The sequence below is a fragment of the Tabrizicola sp. genome, assembly GCF_016793705.1.
GTDB lineage: Bacteria > Pseudomonadota > Alphaproteobacteria > Rhodobacterales > Rhodobacteraceae > Tabrizicola.
Genome location: NZ_JAEULO010000068.1, coordinates 60224 through 77597, shown reverse-complemented (window position 1 = coordinate 77597; position 17374 = coordinate 60224). Strand labels below are relative to the sequence as shown.

General features: G+C 67.4%; 15 protein-coding genes. 3 read left to right on the top strand and 12 right to left on the bottom strand.

The features are described 5' to 3' along the window. Positions 1 to 74: 74 nt before the first annotated feature. The 6 genes from JNJ68_RS17855 to JNJ68_RS17830 form a co-directional block, all read right to left on the bottom strand. Complete coding sequence (locus tag JNJ68_RS17855) at positions 75 to 875, bottom strand: ATP-binding cassette domain-containing protein (RefSeq protein WP_294984616.1); 801 nt, start codon at positions 873 to 875, stop codon at positions 75 to 77. After that, complete coding sequence (locus JNJ68_RS17850; RefSeq protein ID WP_294984614.1) at positions 868 to 1737, bottom strand: ABC transporter ATP-binding protein; 870 nt, start codon at positions 1735 to 1737, stop codon at positions 868 to 870. Before JNJ68_RS17850 ends, JNJ68_RS17855 begins: the two co-directional genes overlap by 8 nt. Beyond that, positions 1734 to 2600: an ABC transporter permease gene (locus JNJ68_RS17845; protein WP_294984611.1), complete on the bottom strand. Its 867-nt coding sequence runs from the start codon at positions 2598 to 2600 to the stop codon at positions 1734 to 1736. The genes JNJ68_RS17850 and JNJ68_RS17845 overlap by 4 nt, the downstream gene beginning before the upstream one ends. Beyond that, positions 2593 to 3603 carry an ABC transporter permease gene (locus JNJ68_RS17840; RefSeq protein ID WP_294984608.1) on the bottom strand — a complete coding sequence of 337 codons (1011 nt, stop codon included), beginning with the start codon at positions 3601 to 3603 and terminating at the stop codon, positions 2593 to 2595. Before JNJ68_RS17840 ends, JNJ68_RS17845 begins: the two co-directional genes overlap by 8 nt. Positions 3604 to 3698: 95 nt before the next feature. Then, complete coding sequence (locus JNJ68_RS17835) at positions 3699 to 5222, bottom strand: ABC transporter substrate-binding protein (RefSeq protein WP_294984605.1); 1524 nt, start codon at positions 5220 to 5222, stop codon at positions 3699 to 3701. A 37-nt stretch (positions 5223 to 5259) separates the two neighbouring features. Beyond that, the gene (locus tag JNJ68_RS17830) at positions 5260 to 6828 is read right to left on the bottom strand and encodes an NAD(P)/FAD-dependent oxidoreductase (protein WP_294984603.1); all 1569 of its coding nucleotides are present in this window, start codon (positions 6826 to 6828) and stop codon (positions 5260 to 5262) included. 85 nt (positions 6829 to 6913) lie between these two features. On the opposite strand from JNJ68_RS17830, the gene JNJ68_RS17825 reads away from it, so the two are divergent. Together JNJ68_RS17825 and JNJ68_RS17820 are read left to right on the top strand one after the other, a co-directional pair. Then, on the top strand, positions 6914 to 8479 hold the full coding sequence (locus JNJ68_RS17825) for an NAD(P)/FAD-dependent oxidoreductase (protein ID WP_294984601.1): 1566 nt from the start codon (positions 6914 to 6916) through the stop codon (positions 8477 to 8479). Then, positions 8476 to 8964: a MarR family transcriptional regulator gene (locus JNJ68_RS17820; protein WP_294984598.1), complete on the top strand. Its 489-nt coding sequence runs from the start codon at positions 8476 to 8478 to the stop codon at positions 8962 to 8964. Before JNJ68_RS17825 ends, JNJ68_RS17820 begins: the two co-directional genes overlap by 4 nt. A gap of 12 nt (positions 8965 to 8976) precedes the next feature. On the opposite strand, the gene JNJ68_RS17815 is transcribed toward JNJ68_RS17820, so the two are convergent. From JNJ68_RS17815 to JNJ68_RS17790, 6 genes are all read right to left on the bottom strand, one after another. Beyond that, positions 8977 to 9798 (bottom strand): TIM barrel protein, encoded by an 822-nt coding sequence (locus JNJ68_RS17815; RefSeq protein WP_294984596.1) that lies wholly within the window; start codon positions 9796 to 9798, stop codon positions 8977 to 8979. Between the two features lie 14 nt (positions 9799 to 9812). Continuing rightward, on the bottom strand, positions 9813 to 10883 hold the full coding sequence (locus JNJ68_RS17810; RefSeq protein ID WP_294984594.1) for a Gfo/Idh/MocA family oxidoreductase: 1071 nt from the start codon (positions 10881 to 10883) through the stop codon (positions 9813 to 9815). 114 nt (positions 10884 to 10997) lie between these two features. Further along, positions 10998 to 12116, bottom strand: a complete 1119-nt coding sequence (locus tag JNJ68_RS17805) for a Gfo/Idh/MocA family oxidoreductase (RefSeq protein WP_294984591.1) — start codon at positions 12114 to 12116, stop codon at positions 10998 to 11000. Further along, positions 12113 to 13066: a hydroxyacid dehydrogenase gene (locus tag JNJ68_RS17800; protein WP_294984588.1), complete on the bottom strand. Its 954-nt coding sequence runs from the start codon at positions 13064 to 13066 to the stop codon at positions 12113 to 12115. The genes JNJ68_RS17805 and JNJ68_RS17800 overlap by 4 nt, the downstream gene beginning before the upstream one ends. After that, positions 13066 to 13875 carry an aldolase/citrate lyase family protein gene (locus JNJ68_RS17795; protein WP_294984585.1) on the bottom strand — a complete coding sequence of 270 codons (810 nt, stop codon included), beginning with the start codon at positions 13873 to 13875 and terminating at the stop codon, positions 13066 to 13068. The genes JNJ68_RS17800 and JNJ68_RS17795 overlap by 1 nt, the downstream gene beginning before the upstream one ends. Next, positions 13872 to 15311 (bottom strand): NAD-dependent succinate-semialdehyde dehydrogenase, encoded by a 1440-nt coding sequence (locus tag JNJ68_RS17790; RefSeq protein WP_294984582.1) that lies wholly within the window; start codon positions 15309 to 15311, stop codon positions 13872 to 13874. Before JNJ68_RS17790 ends, JNJ68_RS17795 begins: the two co-directional genes overlap by 4 nt. Positions 15312 to 15494: 183 nt before the next feature. Between JNJ68_RS17790 and iolD the strand changes: the two genes are divergently transcribed. After that, on the top strand, positions 15495 to 17366 hold the full coding sequence (gene iolD / locus JNJ68_RS17785) for a 3D-(3,5/4)-trihydroxycyclohexane-1,2-dione acylhydrolase (decyclizing) (RefSeq protein ID WP_294984580.1): 1872 nt from the start codon (positions 15495 to 15497) through the stop codon (positions 17364 to 17366). Positions 17367 to 17374 lie beyond the last annotated feature (8 nt).

Sequence of the window (17374 nt, the reverse complement as noted above, 5' to 3'; positions counted from 1 at the left end):
GATGGAATCCCGTTCTGTCATCGCTGGAGGCCCCTGTGGATGGCAGCCAGCCGGACAAGGCGACCTGGCTCCGGTTATGCCCAGACCTGCCCCGGATCGGGCAGCGGGATCGCATCCAGAAGTTCGCGCGTGTAGCTGGCCTGCGGGTCGGCGAAAAGCTCGGCGGTGGGGCGATCCTCGGCGATTTCGCCGCGATGCAGGACGATGGTGCGCTGGCACAGGCGGCGGATGACGGAAAGGTCGTGGCTGATGAAGGCCAGCGTCAGGCCCAGGTCGCGCACCAGTTGCTCCAGCAGGTTCAGCACCTGAGCCTGAGAGGAGACGTCGAGGCCCGAGACGATCTCGTCGGCAAGGATGAAATCGGGTTCCAGCGCGATGGCGCGGGCGATGCCGACGCGCTGTCGCTGACCGCCGGACAGTTCGTGCGGATAGCGGCTGGCGAAGGCGCGGGGCAGGCCGACCTGATCCAGCGCGCGGGCCACGCGGTCGGCGACGGCGTCGAAACGGTGCAGGCGCAGCGGTTCGGCGATGATCGTGCCGACGCGATGGCGCGGGTTCAGCGAGGACATCGGGTCTTGGAAGATCATCTGAAACCGCCGCCGCAGCGGCCGGAGCGCGGGTTCCGGCAGATGGGTGACGTCGGTGCCGTCGAAGTGGATCGAACCGGCGGAAGGCTCCAGCAGCCGCACCAGCGCGCGGCCCAGCGTGGACTTGCCGGAGCCCGAGCCGCCAACGATCCCCACCACGGCGCCCTTCGGGATGGTGAAGCTCAGGCCATGCAGGATCTCGATATGCGGGGCAGCGCCGAAAAGCTGTTTCGCCGTCATGTCCGCCAGCGACAGGCGCAGGCTGTCAACTCTGTAAAGATCAGCCATGCGCACGACCCCTGTCGAAGGCGGCCACCTCGGCCTGCACCGCGGCGATCACGGCCTCGGGCACCGGATTCAATCCGGCGGAGGGATCGGTGTATTTCGGCGTCGCGGCCAGCAGCGCGGCCGAATAGGCATGGCGCGGCGCGGCGAAGAAATCGGCGACCGAAGTATCCTCGACCACCATCCCGGCATAGAGCACCGAAAGCCGCTGGCAGACCTTGGAGACGACCCCCAGATCATGCGTCACGAACAGAAGCGCCGTGCCGTGGCGGGCCTGCATCCCGGCGATCAGCTTCAATATCTGCTTCTGAACCGTCACATCCAGCGCCGTGGTCGGCTCGTCGGCCACGATCAGCTTCGGCTCGGCGGCGAAGGCGGACGCGATCAGGATGCGCTGGCGCATGCCGCCCGACAGCTCGTGCGGATACGATCGCAGCACCCGGTCGGGGTCGGGGATCTGCACCTCGGCCAAGAGCTCGCGCGCGCGGGCCGCGGCATCGGCGCGGGTCCAGCCCAGGATGTCGACCAGCCGGTCGGTGATCTGCGGCCCGATCCGGTGGCTGGGGTTCAGCGCGGTCAGCGGGTCCTGCGGGATCAGCGCCGCCATCGCCCCGATCCGCCGTCGCCGTTCCGTCAGAGTCAAGCGCAGCAGGTCCACGCCGTCCAGCACGATCTCCCCCTCCGTCACCTCGACCGAGGGCGGCAGGATGCCCAGCACCGCCTTGCCGATCATCGACTTGCCCGCGCCGGATTCCCCCACCAGCCCGCGCACCTCGCCCGCCGCCACCTCCAGTGACACGCGGCGGAGAAGCGGCGGCCCCTTCTTCAGCCGGACCGAAAGGTTGCGGACCGACAGGAAGCTCATCGCAGCACCGGATCGAAGCGGTCCTTCAGGCCTTCGCCCAGTTGGGAGAAGGACAGGACGGTGAGGAACAGCGTGACCAGCGGGAAGACCAGCACCCACCAGGCCTGGTGGACCGAGGTGCGGCCCTCGGCGATCATGCCGCCCCAGGTGGGATCGTCGGTGGAGATCGAGAGGTTCACGAAACTCAGGATTGCCTCGACGATGACGGCGATGCCCATCTCCAGCGTCAGCAGCACCACGATGGTCGGCAGCACGTTCGGCAGGATTTCCCGCAGCATCGTGCCCAGCCGCCCGCGCCCGGCGACGCGGGCCGAGGCGACATAATCCATCGCGCCCTGCGCCATCGCCTCGGCGCGGACGACGCGGGCGAAGCGGGTCCAGTCGATGACGACGATGGCGATGATGATCGACCAGAGGCCGGGGCCAAGGACGGCGATGAGGAGGATCGAGAACAGCACCGGCGGGAAGGCCATCCATATGTCGATCAGGCGGCTGATCACCATGTCGACCCAGCCGCGCAGGAACCCGGCCAGCAGTCCAAACATGGCCCCGATGACGCAGGTCACGGACCCGGCCACCAGCGCGACGATCAGCGCCAGCCGTGCGCCGTAGATGATACGCGACAGCACGTCGCGGCCGAGCGAGTCGGTGCCGAGCCAGTAGCCGGATTCCGACCCCTGGACCCAGAAGGGCGGCAGCCGGCCGAGGAACAGGTCCTGCGCCAGCGGATCCTTCGGCGCGATCCAGGGGGCGAAGAGGGCTACGGCGCAGAGGAGCGTCAGCCACCCGGCAGAGAGCCAGAGCCGGAGGCCCGCGCGGCGGCGGACAAGCGAACGACCGTCGATGGGCTTTGCCTCAGCCATGCCGCAGCCTCGGGTTCAGGACGGTATAGAGCAGGTCGACGATCAGGTTCACACCCGTGAAGATCACCGCGAACAGGATCACGATGCCCTGGATCAGCGGCAGGTCGCGGTTGATCACCGCGTCGATGGCCATGTTGCCAAGGCCTTCATAGGAGAAGAGCCGCTCGATGATCACCGTCCCGCCGATCAGGAAGGTGAACTGCACGCCCACCAGCGTCAGCGTCGGCAGGGCGGCGTTGCGCAAGGCCTCACGCAGGATGACCCGCGTCTCGCCATAGCCCTTGGTCCGGGCGAGGGTGACGTAATCCAGGTTCATCGTCTCCTTCAGGCTCTGCTTCAACAGCTGCCCGATGATCGCCGCCAGCGGGATCGCCAGCGCCAGGGCCGGCATGAACATATGCGCGACGATGTCGGCCCAGAGGTCGAAGCGCAGCCGGATCAGGCTCTCGAACAGGTAGAAGTTGGTGGCGAAGGGCAGGTCCAGCGAGGGCGTGACCCGGCCCGAGATGTGGAAGACCGGTACCAGCACGCCAAACAGCAGGATCAGCACCAGCCCCCACAGGAAATCCGGCACCGACAGCGCCATGCCGTTGGCCACGTCGATCGCCCCTTCCGTCCGCCCGCCGCGATAGCGGGTGCCGGTCAAGGCCGCCGCCCCGCCCAGCAGGCAGGCCATGACCAGCGCCATGATCGACAGTTCCAGCGTCGCGGGCAGCCGCCCCAGCACCAGGTCCAGCACCGGCTGGCGCGTGGTGATCGAGGTGCCGAAATCGCCCTGCACCACCCCCGCGATCCAGATGCCGAACTGGGCGACCAGGGGCTTGTCCAGCCCGTAAAGCGCCGAGAGCCGGGCAATATCCGCCTCGGTCGCGCCGGGGGGCAGCATCATGGCGATCGGGTTCCCCGGCACCACGCGGATGACGAAGAACACGATCACCGCGACACCGGCCAGAGTGATGGCGGTGGTCAGAAGCCGCAGCAGAAGGATGCGCAGGAAGGGCATGGGCACCGGGAGGGGACAGTCGCCCCTTCATTTTCTGTCTTCAAATATCCCACGGAGGGTCCGGGGGGTGTGAAACCCCCCGGGGTTCCGCCAGCTTACGCCCGCTTCATCAGATGCGGCAACAACGCACCCGAGGCATGTGGCGTCACCACCACGCCCGGCGCGTGCAGGATCGGCTGGACATATTGCAGCAGCGGGATCACCAGCGCGTTCTCGGCGATGTAGCGGTCCACCGCCTTCCAGCCCTCGATCCGCTTGGCCTCGTCCGCCTCGCCCCAGAGGGGGCCGATCATGTCGATCAGGTCCTGCCCGTCCCAGACCGAATGTGGGCTTGGCCCGAACATCGCGAAGCCGGTCGAGGTGGTCGGATCGCCCACCGAATTACCCCAGTTGTAGAAGGCCGCCGGGGCCAGCTGGTCGGCAGCGCGCAACTCGTAGTGCTTGGCGATCTCGTAGACCTCGATCTCCGCCTCGATCCCGACCTTGCGCCACAACCCGACGATGGCCTGCACCATCTCGTAATCCTTGGGCTTGAAGCCCTTGGTGGTCTGGATCTTGAACTTCACCGGATTGTCCGGCCCGAAGCCCGAGGCCGCCAGCAGCTCAACCGCCTTCGCCTCGTCATAGGGCACGGTGATCGAGGCGTCATAGGCCGCGTATTCCGGGGTTTGCAGCGTGTCGATCTTCACCCCATAGCCTGACAGCAGCCGGTCGATGATCGCCTGCTTGTCGATGGCATGAGCGGCGGCCTTGCGGACATTCGGGTCCAGCATCACGTCGATGTCGTTCAGGAAGATCATCCCGATGTCGCTGATCGGCGTTGCGACGCCGGCGAGGGGCCCGCCCTTCAGCCGGTCGTATTCCTCATAGGGCATTTCCAGCGTGACATGGGAATTGCCCGATTCCACCTCGGCCACCCTTGCGGCCGCATCGGGGACGAACTTGATCGTCACCGTGTCGAAATCGGGCTTGCCGCCCCAGTAATTCGCGTTCGCCTTCAGCCGGACGAAGGCGTTGCGCTCAAACTTCTCGACCATGTAGGGGCCAGTGCCGATGGGGGCGGCCTCGAAGCCCTCGGCGCCGACCTTCTCGAAATAGGCCTTGGGCAGGACATATCCGGTCAGGAAATACATCCATTTGAAGATCGTCGGGTCGAACTGGGCCACGTCGGCGATGACCTTGTTGCCCTCGACCCGGTGGTTCGCCAGCGTGCCCCAGACGAACTGGATCGGGCTGCCCGTCTCGGGCTTGGCGACGCGGGCCAGGTTCCAGGCCACGTCCTCGGCGGTGAAGGGCGACCCGTCATGCCAGGTCACGCCCTCGCGCACCGTCATCCAGACCTGCTTCTTGTCGTCGCTCCAGCCCCATTCGGTCAGAAGGCCGGGGGCAGGCGACAGGTCGGGCTGTTGCAGGATGAACTGGTCGAAGACCGACTGGTAGATGCCCTGGATCGTCGGGTTCACCGCGCTGGGGCCGGTGGTCGGGTCCCATGACGGCAGGTTGACGTTGTAGGCGATGACCAGCTCGTCGATCTGTTGCGCAAGGCTGGGCAGGCCAATGCTGGTTGCGGCCACCGTGGCGGCTGACAGCATCAGAAGGCTGCGGCGGTTGAGGTTCATGGTCGTTTTCCCTGTTGGTTGTTCTTGGTGGTGGTCGTCAGTTTCCGGCGAGTTTCCGCGCCAGAAGGAATCCGGGTCCCGCCCCCGTCCCGGCGCCGGGCCAGACGGCGGCGCCGGTGAGGTGCAGGTTGGCAAGCGGGGTCGCGCCGTCGGCATGGCCGCGCGCGGGGCGGAACAGGAAGTGCTGCGACAGGTGGTGGCTGCCGCAGACCTGATCGCCGCCGACGAGGTTGGGGTTGTCCGCCTCCAGCTCCACCGGCGTCACGATGCGGCGGGCAAGGATCATCGCGCTTGTGCCGGGGGCATGGGCCTCCAGGATCGCCAGCGCCCGTTCCGCGAAAGGCTCCGCCGCCTCTGTCCAGTCACCCGCGGCGATCTCGCCCTTCGCGTCACCCGCGATGGTGCCGGGGGCCATGCGGACCTGAACCCACAACACATGCTTGCCCTCCGGCGCACGGGTCGGGTCAAAGACGGTGGGCTGGCCGACAACGAGGATTGGCTCATCCGGCAGCAGCCCGGCCTGCGCTTGGCAGTAGGTCCGCGCCATCTGGTCCAGGCTGGGGGCAAGGTGGACATAGGCGAAGCGTTTCAACTGGTCTCCCGCACGCCAGTCGGGCAGGCCGTCCATCGCCAGGTGGATCATCATCGTCCCCGGCGCGTGACGGTAGCCGTCCATCGCGCGGTCGAAGGCGGGGGTGGTGTCGCCGGTCAGCTTGCGCAGGCCCTTGGGCGAGGTGCCTGCGATGACGGCTTTCGTCGCGGTGATCCGGCGACCATCCGCCAGCTCGATCCCGGTCGCGCGGCTCCCGTCGCGCAGGATGCGGGCAACGGGTGTCCCCGTCTCCACCCTGCCGCCCCGCGCGGTGATGGCGGCGGTCAGCGCCTTGACGATGGTATCCGCTCCGCCCTTGCCGATCGCCATGCCAAAGGCCTGACCCGCCATCCCCTCCAGATAGGGGAACATCGCGCCGCCCGCGACATCGGGAGCGAAGTCCAGGTGCATCCCCCAGGCGCCCAGCAGGGCGCGGATGTGCGGGTGGCGGAACGTTTCCTCCAGCCAGGCGCGGGGCGAGGAGAGCAGGAACCGGGTGAAATCCAGTGTACCGCCCAGACCCTTGGCACGCAGTGTTTTAAACCCAAAATATGCAAGCGCACGAATTCGCATCTTCGAGCCGAGAAGCCCGAAGAGATGCGGCGCCTCTTGCCCGAAGCGGCCGGTCAGCTCCTGCCAGGTCCGTGCGTCGGCTTCGTCCAGCGCGCTGAACGCCGCCAGGGTCTCACCGCGCACCGTCGACACACCCGCCCAGCTTCCATCGGAAAACGACGAGGCGAAGGGCCGGTCCACTGACACGAACTCGCAGCCGTGCCGCCCCAGCTCGGCACCATAGGCCTTGAAAAACGGGCTTCCCGCGAACAGCGACAGATTCATCGCCGCCCAGTCGTGCCGGAAACCCGGCAGCGTGTAGTCGCCGGTCTTCACCGCGCCGCCCGCCGTCGCGGCCTGCTCGAACACCCCGACGCGCCAGCCCTTCGCGGCCAGATGAAGGGCGGCAGCAAGCGTATTGTGGCCCGCCCCGATCAGCACTGCGTCAAAGGTGTCAGCCATGCTCCCCCGCCGGATTGACGGATGGATAATTGCAAATACATTTAATTCTGTCTAGCGTATTTGATGATGGAGGGGGGAGAGCAGGATGCGGACCGATCACGTCATCATCGGCAGCGGGATCAACGCGCTGGTCGCGGGCGCGATGCTGGCGCTGAAGGGCGACCGTGTGCTCCTGCTGGAACGCGAGCCGGTTCCCGGCGGCTGCCTCAGGACCGAGGAGATCACCCTGCCCGGCTTCCGCCATGACGTGATGGCCGCAACCTGGGTCCTGTTCATGACCTCGCCCGCAGGTGCCGCGCTCGGGCCTCATCTCGCCCGGCATGGCTTCGACTACTGCCACAGCCCGCACCCGACTGCCGTGCTGCGCCCCGACGGTCAGGCGGTGGTGCTGACGACCGATCGGACGAAGAACGTCGCCGCCTTCGACGCGCTTTCGCAGGGCGACGGTGCCGCCCATGCCCGCGACGTGGGCGCGGTCGAGGCTGACGCACCCTTCCTCTTCGCCCTCCTCGGCGGATCGCTCTGGTCCTGGTCCACGGCAAGGCTCCTCTGGGGCCAGGTCCGAAAGCGCGGCCTGCGCGGACTGGCCGCCTGGTTCGGCCGCGCCCTGGTCCCCGCGCGCGGCTGGCTGGAAACGACCTATGCCTCGCCCACCGTCCAGGCCCTTTACGCGCCTTGGGTGCTGCATTGCGGGCTGACCCCCGAATCCACCTACTCCGGCCAGATGGGCAAGGTCATCGCCTTCGCGCTGGAGGCGGCAGGCGCCCCCATCGTCAAGGGCGGCTCAGGCGCAGCCGTCGCCGCCTTCCGCGCACTGATCGAGGAGAACGGCGGCGAAATCCGCTGCAACGCCGATGTCGACCGCATCCTTGTCCGCGACGGCAAGGTCCGCGGAGTGGCGCTCGCCAACGGCGAGGAAATCGCCTGCCCATCCGTCCTCGCCTCGGTCGCGCCGGGCCAGTTGCAGGACCGTCTCCTGCGCGAGGTGAACCTGCCCGAGGACAGGGCCGCCGCAAAAGCCTTCCGCCACGGGCGCGGCAATTTCCAGCTGCATTATGCGCTGGACCGCCCGCCGGACTGGCTGACCCCCGGCCTCGACGACGTGGCGCTGATCCATCTGGCCGACGGCATCGACTCCGTCTCCAAATCCGCGAACGAGGCCGAACGCGGGATGCTCCCCTCCATCCCCACGATCTGCGTCGGCCAGCCGCACCGGCTCGACCCGTCGCGGGTGCCGGAGGGCAAGGCGATCCTCTGGCTGCAAATCCCCGACGCGCCGCGCATCGTGAAGGGCGACGCGGCGGGCCAGATCGCCACCGATGGCACCTGGTCCGAAGCCACCTGCGAGGCCTTCGCCGACCGGATCGAAGCCATTCTCGGCCGCCACATCAAGGACTTCGACGCGATCAAGCTGGCCCGGCGCGCCTACAGCCCGGCGGACCTTCAGGCGATGAACGTCAACCTCGTCGGCGGCGATCCTTATGGCGGGTTCTGCACCATCGACCAGTTCTTCCTGTTCCGGCCCTACCCGCAGTCCACCAACGGCACCGGGCTGGTGCGTGGCCTCATCCATATCGGCGCCTCCACCCATCCCGGCCCCGGCCTCGGCGGCGGGTCGGGTTTCCTCGCGGCGAAAAGGCTCGGCGCATGACCGACCAGTCGCCCCCCGACCGCCCGCCCGCAACCCTTCCCCGCCTGGGCGAGATCGGGCTCGCGAACTATGCGCCCTATCTGATGAACCGCATCATGGGCCGCTACAACGCCTCGCTCCGGGACGAAATGGCCGGTCTGGGGCTGACCACGCCGAAGATGCGGGCACTGGCCGTCCTGTCCGTGATCGAAGGGCCGCTGATCCGCGAGCTCGCGGTCTATTCCGTGGTCGAACAATCCACTCTTTCCCGCGCGCTCGACCAACTTGGCACCGAAGGCCTGATCCGCCGCGAGACCGACGCCTCCGACAGCCGTGCGACGCGGGTCCATATCACCGAAGCGGGCCGCGCGCTGTTCGAGACGCTCTGGCCCCATATGGCCGAGACGCATGACCGCATGTTCCGCGGCATTCCGCCGGAGGAGCGGCGGGCCTTCGTCGGCACGCTTCAGAAGATGCTGGCGAACATCCGCAAGCACGACCTCTGAGCCCAGCACGGATCATGCCGGGGACAAGAGCGTCGCCACATAGTCAAGGCTCGCGCGCAGGTGCTGGGGCAATCGCGGGTCATGCTGGACCTCGGGGCTGAACGGCTCCATCGAGACGAAGCCCCGGTAGCCCGCCGCCTGCAACGCCCGCAACTGCGCGACATTGCCGACCCGGTCGCCGACGAAGATCAGCCCCCGGTCGGGTTCGGTCAGCTCGCCGGGGCCAAGGTCGAAGCGCGCGATCCCCGACATATGCGCCAGCCCGATCCGTTCGGGGAACAGCCGCGTATCGCCACAACGGAAGAACTGGAACGTATCGTAACACAGCCGATAGGTGTCCCAGCCGTCGATGTCGCCGACCGCCCCCACCGCCATCTCCTGACGTTTCATCGTCGAGCCCTTCATCCCCAGCGGCTCGACATAGCCCGTCACACCATGCGCTTGCAGAATGGGTCGCAACTGCCGCAGCCCCTCGCGCAGGTTCCGTTCCGCCTCGGCCTCGCTCCAGCCGTGGTCTTCATTGTGGACCGGGCACAGCACCACGCCCGGCGCGCCCAGCGCCGCCGCATAGGCGATGATCGCCTCCGCCTCCCGCGCCCGTTCGGGCGTCCACTCGTTGAACCGTTGCAGCGCATTGACCGAGGCGACCGCCAGCCCGGCCTCCGTCAACCGCGCCCTGACCTCCGCTGCCGGGGTGCCGTCGTGGAACTCGCGCCCCTCGATGTCGTTGCGGATTTCCACGGCGGAGACGCCCACTCGCGTCGCAAGCGCGATGAACTCCGGCAAGGCAAGCTGCGGCGCGCAGGTGCGGTTCAGGGCAAAGGAAAGGCTCATGTCGGGACCTTGTTTCAAAGCAGCAGGCGGTGGGTGGTGACCGGCGCCAGACGCGCCATGTCCGGCGTCGGATGGCGCGGCCTGGGCGGCGAGGCGATGGCTTGCGGCTGCCCCGTGCGCGCGGCGGCCTCGATGGCCAGCAGCGCCCGCATATCGGCCAGACCCTCCTCACCATCGGCCTCGGGCGGCACACCGGCGGCAATGCAATCCGAGAAATAGGCGCATTGCGCGCCGAAATGGTCGATCTGCGGGAAGCTGGTCTCCTCGGTCACGCCGTTGCGGCGCAGGCGCATCTTCATCGCCGTCTCGAACTTGAAGCCCGGGTCCAGCTCGATATCGCCCAGCGACCCGACGACCCGGTAATTGTCCACCGCCCCGGCCCCGAAGCTGCCGATGAACTGCGCGATGCCCCCCGAGGGGAAGCGCAGGGTCGCGGCAATCGTCGCCTCCACCTCGGCAAAGCGCGGATCGTCCTGCGGCTGGGTCAGGGTGGCCGTCGCCTCGAAAGGCTCCTCGGCGAAGACATGCCGCGCGGCATTGACGCAATAGACGCCCACGTCCTGCAACGGCCCGCCCCAATGTTCGGCGCGCAGGCGATGGTTCCCCGCCGCCATCTGGAAGCTGAAGATCGACTGGAACAGCAAGGGCGTGCCGATGCTGCCCTTGCGCAGATGGTCCAGCACCGCCAGCGTTCCCGGCTCGTTGTGAAGCCGGTAAGCCGTCATCAGGAACACGCCTGCCTGCCGCGCGGCCTCGATCATCGCAAGGGCTTCCGCCTCGGTCGTGGCCAGCGGTTTCTCCACAAGGATATGCTTACCCGCCCGCGCCGCCCGGATCGCATAATCGGCATGCAGCGAGTTCGGCAGTGCGATATAGACCGCATCCACCGTGTCCTCGGCCAGCAGGGCATCATAGGCTTCATAGGGCACCACCCGGGGCACGCCATGAAAGTCGGCAAGCTTTTGGCCCTTGGCAAGGTCGCCGGTGACGATGGCCGAAATCACCGAATTGCCGGACTGCGCGACGCCCGGCAGGAAGGCTTCCTGCGAAATCCAGCCCGCCCCGACCACCGCATATCGGATCATCCCCGTCTCCATGATTGTGCCGGTCAGTCGCGGGCAGAGGTTAAAAAATCCTGAATGTCCGCGACCAAGCCTCTGATATTCAAGGCTCCAAAATTCTGTCCACCGTGGACAGGCTCAGCCCACCGTCAGCCAGCGCCCCTCGCGCGAGGAGGTCTGGATCGTCTCCACCAGCGTCTGGATGCGCAGCCCCTTGCGGAAGTTGAACGGCTCCGCCCCCTTCCCCGCGATCGCGTTCACATAGCCCGCCACCTCGATCGCCTTCAGGTCGTTGAACCCGATCTGATGCCCCGCCGCGACACAGAAGAGCCCATAGGGCGCATGATCCGGCCCCGCCTCGATCCGCCGGAACCCCTGCCGCCCCTTCGCATCCGAGGTCGAGAAATAATGGAGCACGTTGAAATGCTCCTGACTGAAGGCCAGCGCCCCCTTGGTCCCGTAGACCTCGAAGTCGTGCTGCATCTTCCGCCCCGTCGCGATCCAGTTGCCCTCGATGCTCCCCGTCGCCCCGCTGTCAAACCGCAGGAAGGCGCGGCCCACGTCGTCCACTTCGACCCCGCGGGAGCCGCCCTTCCCGTCCGGCCTTTTGCCGATCATCGTCACGCAGTCGCCCATCACCTTCGAGATCGGCCCGCACAGGAACTCCGCCGTCGCCAGAGCATGAGACCCGATATCCGCCAGCGCCCCGCCCCCCGCCGGATCATGGCGGAAGGTGAAGGGGCCGCTGGCGTCGGCCATGTAGTCCTCGGCATGCAGACCCCGGTAGCCGCGGATTTCCCCCAGTTCGCCCGCCTGGATCATCTCGCGGGCGGTGGCCAGCATCGGGTTGCACAGGTAGTTGAAGCCGACCTGCGTCTTCACCCCGGCAGCCTCCGCCGCCAGCGTCATCTCCAGCGCGTCTTGCGCAAGCGGGGCCAGCGGCTTCTCGCAGTAGACATGCTTTCCGGCGGCAATCGCGGCAAGCGACATTTCCTTGTGCAGCGCGTTCGGCGCGGTGATCGAGACAAGGTCGATCTCGGGGTTCTCAACGATATCCTGCCAGCGCGCCGTCCCATGGGCGAAGCCCAGCGTTTGCCGGGCGCGCTCGGCGGCTTCGGGCGTGATGTCGGCGACGGTGTGCAGTTCCAGATCATAGGGCATCTCGAACACGCGGGGGGCCGAGGTGAAGCCGAAGACATGGGCCTTGCCCATGAAGCCGGTGCCGATCAGGCCGATGCGGAGTTTCGGTTTGGTCATTTCAGATGGTCCTTGTTGACGATCAGCGCGGGGTCGAGTTTCCCGGCAAAGAAATCCAGCACGTTCCGCACCGAGGCGATGGCCATCCGTTCGGCGCATTCCACGGTCAAGGCGGCGTTGTGGGGTGTCAGAACGGCCTGATCCAGCCCGAAAAGCGGATGCTCCGGGCCAGGAGGTTCAGCGGAAAAGACCTCGATCCCCGCCCCGCCCAACCGGCCCGCCCGCAAGGCATCAGCCAGGGCGACCTCGTCGACCAGCCCGCCCCGTGCGGTGTTCACCACCACGGCTGTCGGCTTCATCACGGCCAGTTCCGCAGCCCCGATCACCGCGCGGTCAGCACGGGGCAGGTGCAGCGAGACGGCATCCGCCACCGCCAGCGCAGCGGCAAGATCGGTGGCGCAGAGCGCTCCTTCCGGCCAGTGTTTGGCGGGGATGTACGGGTCATGGGCATGGACCTCCATCCCGAAGGCACGGGCGAGGCCAGCCAGCTTCTGCCCGATCCGCCCGAAACCCAGGATCAAGAGCCGCTTGCCCGCCACCTCGCGCGTCTGAAGGCCATTGCGCCAGCCCCAGTCTCCGGCCCGCGTCGCCCGGTCGGCGGCGATCAGCCGGTGGGTGGCCGCCAGGATCAGCATCATCGCGTGTTCGGCCACTCCAGAAGAGTTCACGTCGCCGACGATGCAGAGCGGAACCCCCCGCGCGTTCAAGGCGGGCACGTCCACCGCGTCGTAGCCGACTCCGTGGCGCGAGACGATCTTCAGGCGACGGGCCTTGGCGATGGACCCCGCCGAGAGGGGCTGGGTGCGGATCACCAGCGCGTCGGCCTTGGGAAGGAACGCCTGATATGAGGGTTCCGAGATTTCCACGACATAGTCGAAGGTCACGGGGGCCTGTCGCAGCAGCTCCAGCCCCGAGGGGTGCAGCTTCCCGGCCACCAGAAGATGCGGCATCAGTAGCCCCCCTTCTCGGTCTTCGCCGCAACCCCATCGGTCAGCTTGCGGAAGCCCGCCACGGCAGCCCCGGCCGCCGCCGCGAGGAAGCGGGAGTCGCCTCCGACCGTGGTCATGTCGAAGCCCCAGCCGATTGCGCGGGCGGCATAATCCGGCGTCCCGCAATGCAGCGCGGCGCGCAAGCCGTTCCGCTTGCAGGCCGCAACGATGGTTTGCAGCGCGGCGATCATCTCCGGCTCTTCCCGGTCAAAGCCGGGCGGCAGGCGGCCCTGATGCAAGGACAGCGTCAGGTCCGCCGGGCCGACATAGATCCCGTCCAGCCCCGGGGTCGCGGCGATGGCGTCGAGGTTGGCCATCCCCTCCGCCGTCTCGATCATCGCGAAGCCGAGGATGTTGTCGTTCGCCTCGCCCGCGTAATTCGCCCCGGCCGCAAAGGACACCCGCGTCGGGCCAAAGCTGCGCTGCCCATGCGGCGGATAGCGCAGGTAGCTGACGAAGCGCGCGGCCTCCTCCGCGCTGTTCACCATCGGGCAGATGATGCCATAGGCCCCGGCATCCAGCGCCTTCATGATGATGCCGGGCTCCAGCCAGGGAACCCGTGCCATCAGCGTGGCGCCGGAAGCCCGCATCGTCTGGAACATCGGCAACAGGTGGCTGTAGTCCAGCGCACCGTGCTGCATGTCAACGGTCACGCTGTCGAAACCCTGTGCCGCCATGATCTCGGCGGTGAAGGGATTGCCGATGCTGCACCAGCCGTTGATCGAAGGCCTGCCCTCGGCCCAGAGTTGCTTGAGGCGGTTCGGGATCATGACCACACCATCTGGCTGGATTTGACGTCGAGATAGTCGCGGATGCCTTCGGTGCCGCCCTCACGGCCCATGCCGGAATGGTTCGTGCCACCGAAAGGCGCCTCCGAAGCCGCCATGGCGAAAGAGTTGATGCCGACCATCCCCGCCTTCAGCGCGCTGACCGTGCGCCGGGCGCGGGCGGGACTAGTCGTGAAGGCGTAGGCCGAAAGGCCCATGTCGGAGGCATTGGCGCGGGCCAGCACCTCGTCTTCCGAAGTAAAGCGGGTGATCGCGGCGATGGGGCCGAAGTTCTCCTCGGCCATCACGGCCATGTCGTCGGTGCATCGGGTCAGCACGGTCGGCTCATAGAAATGCCCGGCATTGAAGCCTTGCGCCCGCTTGCCACCGGTGGCGAGTTTCGCCCCCGCCTGGACGGCTCCGGCGACGATCCTCTCCATCTCGGCCAGACGTGCGCCGTTGATAAGCGGCCCCATGCCGACCGAGGGGTCCAGCCCGTCGCCCAGCTTGATCCCCTGCGTGCGCTTCACGAACCCGTCCACGAAGGCGTCGTGCAGCCGGTCATGCACATAGAAGCGGTCGCCCGTCACGCAGACCTGCCCCGCATTGGCGAACTTGGTCGGCACCGCCACGTTCAGGCAGGCCTCCAGATCGGCGTCGTCATAAACGATCACCGGGGCATTGCCGCCCAGCTCCATGGAAACCTTTTTCAGCGTGGCGGCGGCATCGCGGATCATCTGCTGGCCGACGCGGGTAGAGCCGGTGAGGCTGACCTTCCGCACCGCTTTCGAGGCCATCAGCGGCGCATAGGTCGCCGCCGTCGGCCCGACAACCAGGTTGACCGCGCCGGGGGGCAGGCCGCCCGCCCGGCAGCAGTCAACCATCACCATCGCCACGCCCGGCGTCTGCGACGAGGGGCGGAGGATGGTGGCGCAGCCTGCGGCAAGGGCGGGAGCGACCTTGCGCGCGATCAGGGCTGCGGGAAAATTCCAGGCGGTGAAGGCGGCGACGATGCCCACCGGCTCGTGGTGGATCTCGAACCGCCCGCCGGGGACCCGGCTTTCGACGATCCGGCCATAGATGCGGCGGGCTTCCTCGGCATACCAGCGGAACTGGTCGATGCTGAGGCCCCATTCCCGCCCCGCCTGCGCGATGGGCTTGCCGGTCTCCAGGCTGATCATCCGCGCCGCCTCATCCGCACGGCGCAGCATTTCGTCGGCGATCCGGTGCAGCGCATCGGCGCGGTCGAAGGCCGGGGTCGCCGCCCAGGCCTTGAACCCCGATTCCGCCGCGGCCAGTGCCGCCTCGGTATCGGCGACCGAGGCTACCGGGCAATCGCCCAACGGTTGCTCCGTCACCGGGCTGAACACAGGGGCCGTGGCGCCCGAGGCGCTGTTCCGCCAACCGCCTGCGATGAAAAAACCATACCCGGCGTACATTACCTGCCTCCGTGCCAAAAACGGCAGGGGAGGATTGCCCCGCCCACTGGCACTGCCGCAACGATCCGGTTCATCTGGACCCTCCCGATTCATCTTCGCAATACTCGTTGCGAATATCGCCTATTGTCAACCATCAATGCGTGAGACTATGTTGCATGGGCCAAGCCGAGGGAGGAGAGGCCTATGGAACACTCGACGATTCGCCTGACCATGGCGCAGGCGCTGGTGCGCTGGCTGGCCGCGCAGATGACCGAGATCGACGGCCAGCGCGTGCCCTTGTTCGCGGGCGTGTTCGGCATCTTCGGCCATGGCAATGTCACCTGCCTGTCTGAAGCGCTGGAAGCGGTGCAGGACCGGCTTCCCACCTGGCGCGGGCAGAACGAACAGTCGATGGCGCTGGCGGCGGTGGGCTTCGCCAAGGCCAAGCGGCGGCGGCAGATCATGGTCGCGACCTCCTCCATCGGGCCGGGGGCCTTGAACATGGTGACGGCGGCGGGGACGGCGCATGCCAACCGGCTGCCGGTCCTCCTGATCGCCGGGGATACCTTCACCAACCGCCTGCCCGACCCGGTGCTGCAACAGGTGGAGCATTACGGCAATCCCTCGATCACGGTGAACGACGCCTTCAAGGCTGTCACCCGCTACTGGGACCGGATCAGCCATCCCGCACAGATCCTCCAGTCCCTGCCGCAGGCGGTGGGGGCGATGCTGGACCCCGCCGATTGCGGCCCGGCCTTCATCGCCCTGCCGCAGGACACGCAGGAGCTGGCCTTCGACTACCCGGCGGAGTTCTTCGAGGAACGGCTCTGGACCATCCCGCGCCCGCGCCCCGATCGCAAGTCGGTGGCGGATGCCGCCGCGCTGCTGAAGACCGCGAAGACACCGCTGATCATCTCGGGCGGCGGCGTGCGCTATTCCGGGGCCGAGGAGGCGGTGGCCAAATTCGCCGCCGAGCGCGGCATTCCGGTGGTGGAAACCATCGCCGGGAAGGGCGGGCTCACGCATTACCACCCGGTCCATGCCGGTCCCATCGGCATCATCGGCTCCACCTCCGCCAATGCTTTGGCGGCGGAGGCCGACGTGATCCTCGCCATCGGCACAAGGTTGCAGGACTTCACCACCGGGTCCTGGACCGCCTTCTCCCGCGACGCCCGTTTCATCAGCCTGAACGCCGCCCGCTTCGACGCCCTGAAGCACCGGGCGCTGGCCGTGGTCGGCGATGCGCTGGAAGGCGTGGCCGAGCTGGACGCTGCACTTGGCGGCTGGAAGGCCCCCGCCGGGCACCTGCCCCATGCCCAGGCTTTGTTCAAGGACTGGGACGCGCTCCTCGACGACCACCAGACCCCGACCAACGCCCCGGTCCCGACCTATGCGCAGGTCGTCAATGTCGTGAACAAGGCCGCCGGTGAAAACGATACCCTGATCTCCGCTGCGGGCGGCCTGCCGGGCGAGGTGGCGAAGGGCTGGCGGGTCAAGACCCCGAACAGCTTCGACCTGGAATTCGGCTTCTCCTGCATGGGCTACGAGATCGCCGCCGGCTGGGGCTGCGCGATGGCGCAATCCGGGCCGGGGGCGCTGGGAGGGACCCCCATCGTCATGCTGGGCGACGGCACCTATATGATGATGAACTCGGACATCTATTCTACGGTGCTGTCCGGCCACAAGATGATCGTGATCGTCTGCGACAACGGCGGCTATGCGGTGATCAGCCGCCTCCAGCAGTTCAAGGGCGTACCCGGTTTCAACAACCTGTTGAAGGACTGCCGGATCACCGACAAGACCAACCCGCTGCATGTCGACTTCGCCAAGCACGCCGAAAGCATGGGCGCCGCCGCGCGCCGGTGCGAAAGCCTCGCCGACCTGGAGGCCGCGCTGGACTGGGCCAAGGGCAACGACCGCACCACCGTGATCAGCATCGTGACCGACGCCTATGCCTGGGTGCCCGGCGATGCCGACTGGGACGTGGGCGTGCCCGAGGTCTCGGACCGTGAGACGGTGAACAAGGCCCGCGAAAGCCAGGTCGAAATCCGCAGCAAGCAGCGCGTTGGTATTTGAAGAACAGG

Excerpts from the sequence above, each read along its gene's own strand:
- JNJ68_RS17805 (WP_294984591.1), bottom strand. The coding sequence starts at position 12,116 with ATGACCAAACCGAAACTCCGCATCGGCCTGATCGGCACCGGCTTCATG.
- JNJ68_RS17855 (WP_294984616.1), bottom strand. The coding sequence starts at position 875 with ATGGCTGATCTTTACAGAGTTGACAGCCTGCGCCTGTCGCTGGCGGAC.
- JNJ68_RS17825 (WP_294984601.1), top strand. The coding sequence starts at position 6,914 with ATGCGGACCGATCACGTCATCATCGGCAGCGGGATCAACGCGCTGGTC.
- JNJ68_RS17800 (WP_294984588.1), bottom strand. The coding sequence starts at position 13,066 with ATGCCGCATCTTCTGGTGGCCGGGAAGCTGCACCCCTCGGGGCTGGAG.
- JNJ68_RS17790 (WP_294984582.1), bottom strand. The coding sequence starts at position 15,311 with ATGTACGCCGGGTATGGTTTTTTCATCGCAGGCGGTTGGCGGAACAGC.
- JNJ68_RS17810 (WP_294984594.1), bottom strand. The coding sequence starts at position 10,883 with ATGATCCGATATGCGGTGGTCGGGGCGGGCTGGATTTCGCAGGAAGCC.
- iolD (WP_294984580.1), top strand. The coding sequence starts at position 15,495 with ATGGAACACTCGACGATTCGCCTGACCATGGCGCAGGCGCTGGTGCGC.
- JNJ68_RS17830 (WP_294984603.1), bottom strand. The coding sequence starts at position 6,828 with ATGGCTGACACCTTTGACGCAGTGCTGATCGGGGCGGGCCACAATACG.
- JNJ68_RS17850 (WP_294984614.1), bottom strand. The coding sequence starts at position 1,737 with ATGAGCTTCCTGTCGGTCCGCAACCTTTCGGTCCGGCTGAAGAAGGGG.
- JNJ68_RS17815 (WP_294984596.1), bottom strand. The coding sequence starts at position 9,798 with ATGAGCCTTTCCTTTGCCCTGAACCGCACCTGCGCGCCGCAGCTTGCC.
- JNJ68_RS17795 (WP_294984585.1), bottom strand. The coding sequence starts at position 13,875 with ATGATCCCGAACCGCCTCAAGCAACTCTGGGCCGAGGGCAGGCCTTCG.
- JNJ68_RS17840 (WP_294984608.1), bottom strand. The coding sequence starts at position 3,603 with ATGCCCTTCCTGCGCATCCTTCTGCTGCGGCTTCTGACCACCGCCATC.
- JNJ68_RS17820 (WP_294984598.1), top strand. The coding sequence starts at position 8,476 with ATGACCGACCAGTCGCCCCCCGACCGCCCGCCCGCAACCCTTCCCCGC.
- JNJ68_RS17835 (WP_294984605.1), bottom strand. The coding sequence starts at position 5,222 with ATGAACCTCAACCGCCGCAGCCTTCTGATGCTGTCAGCCGCCACGGTG.
- JNJ68_RS17845 (WP_294984611.1), bottom strand. The coding sequence starts at position 2,600 with ATGGCTGAGGCAAAGCCCATCGACGGTCGTTCGCTTGTCCGCCGCCGC.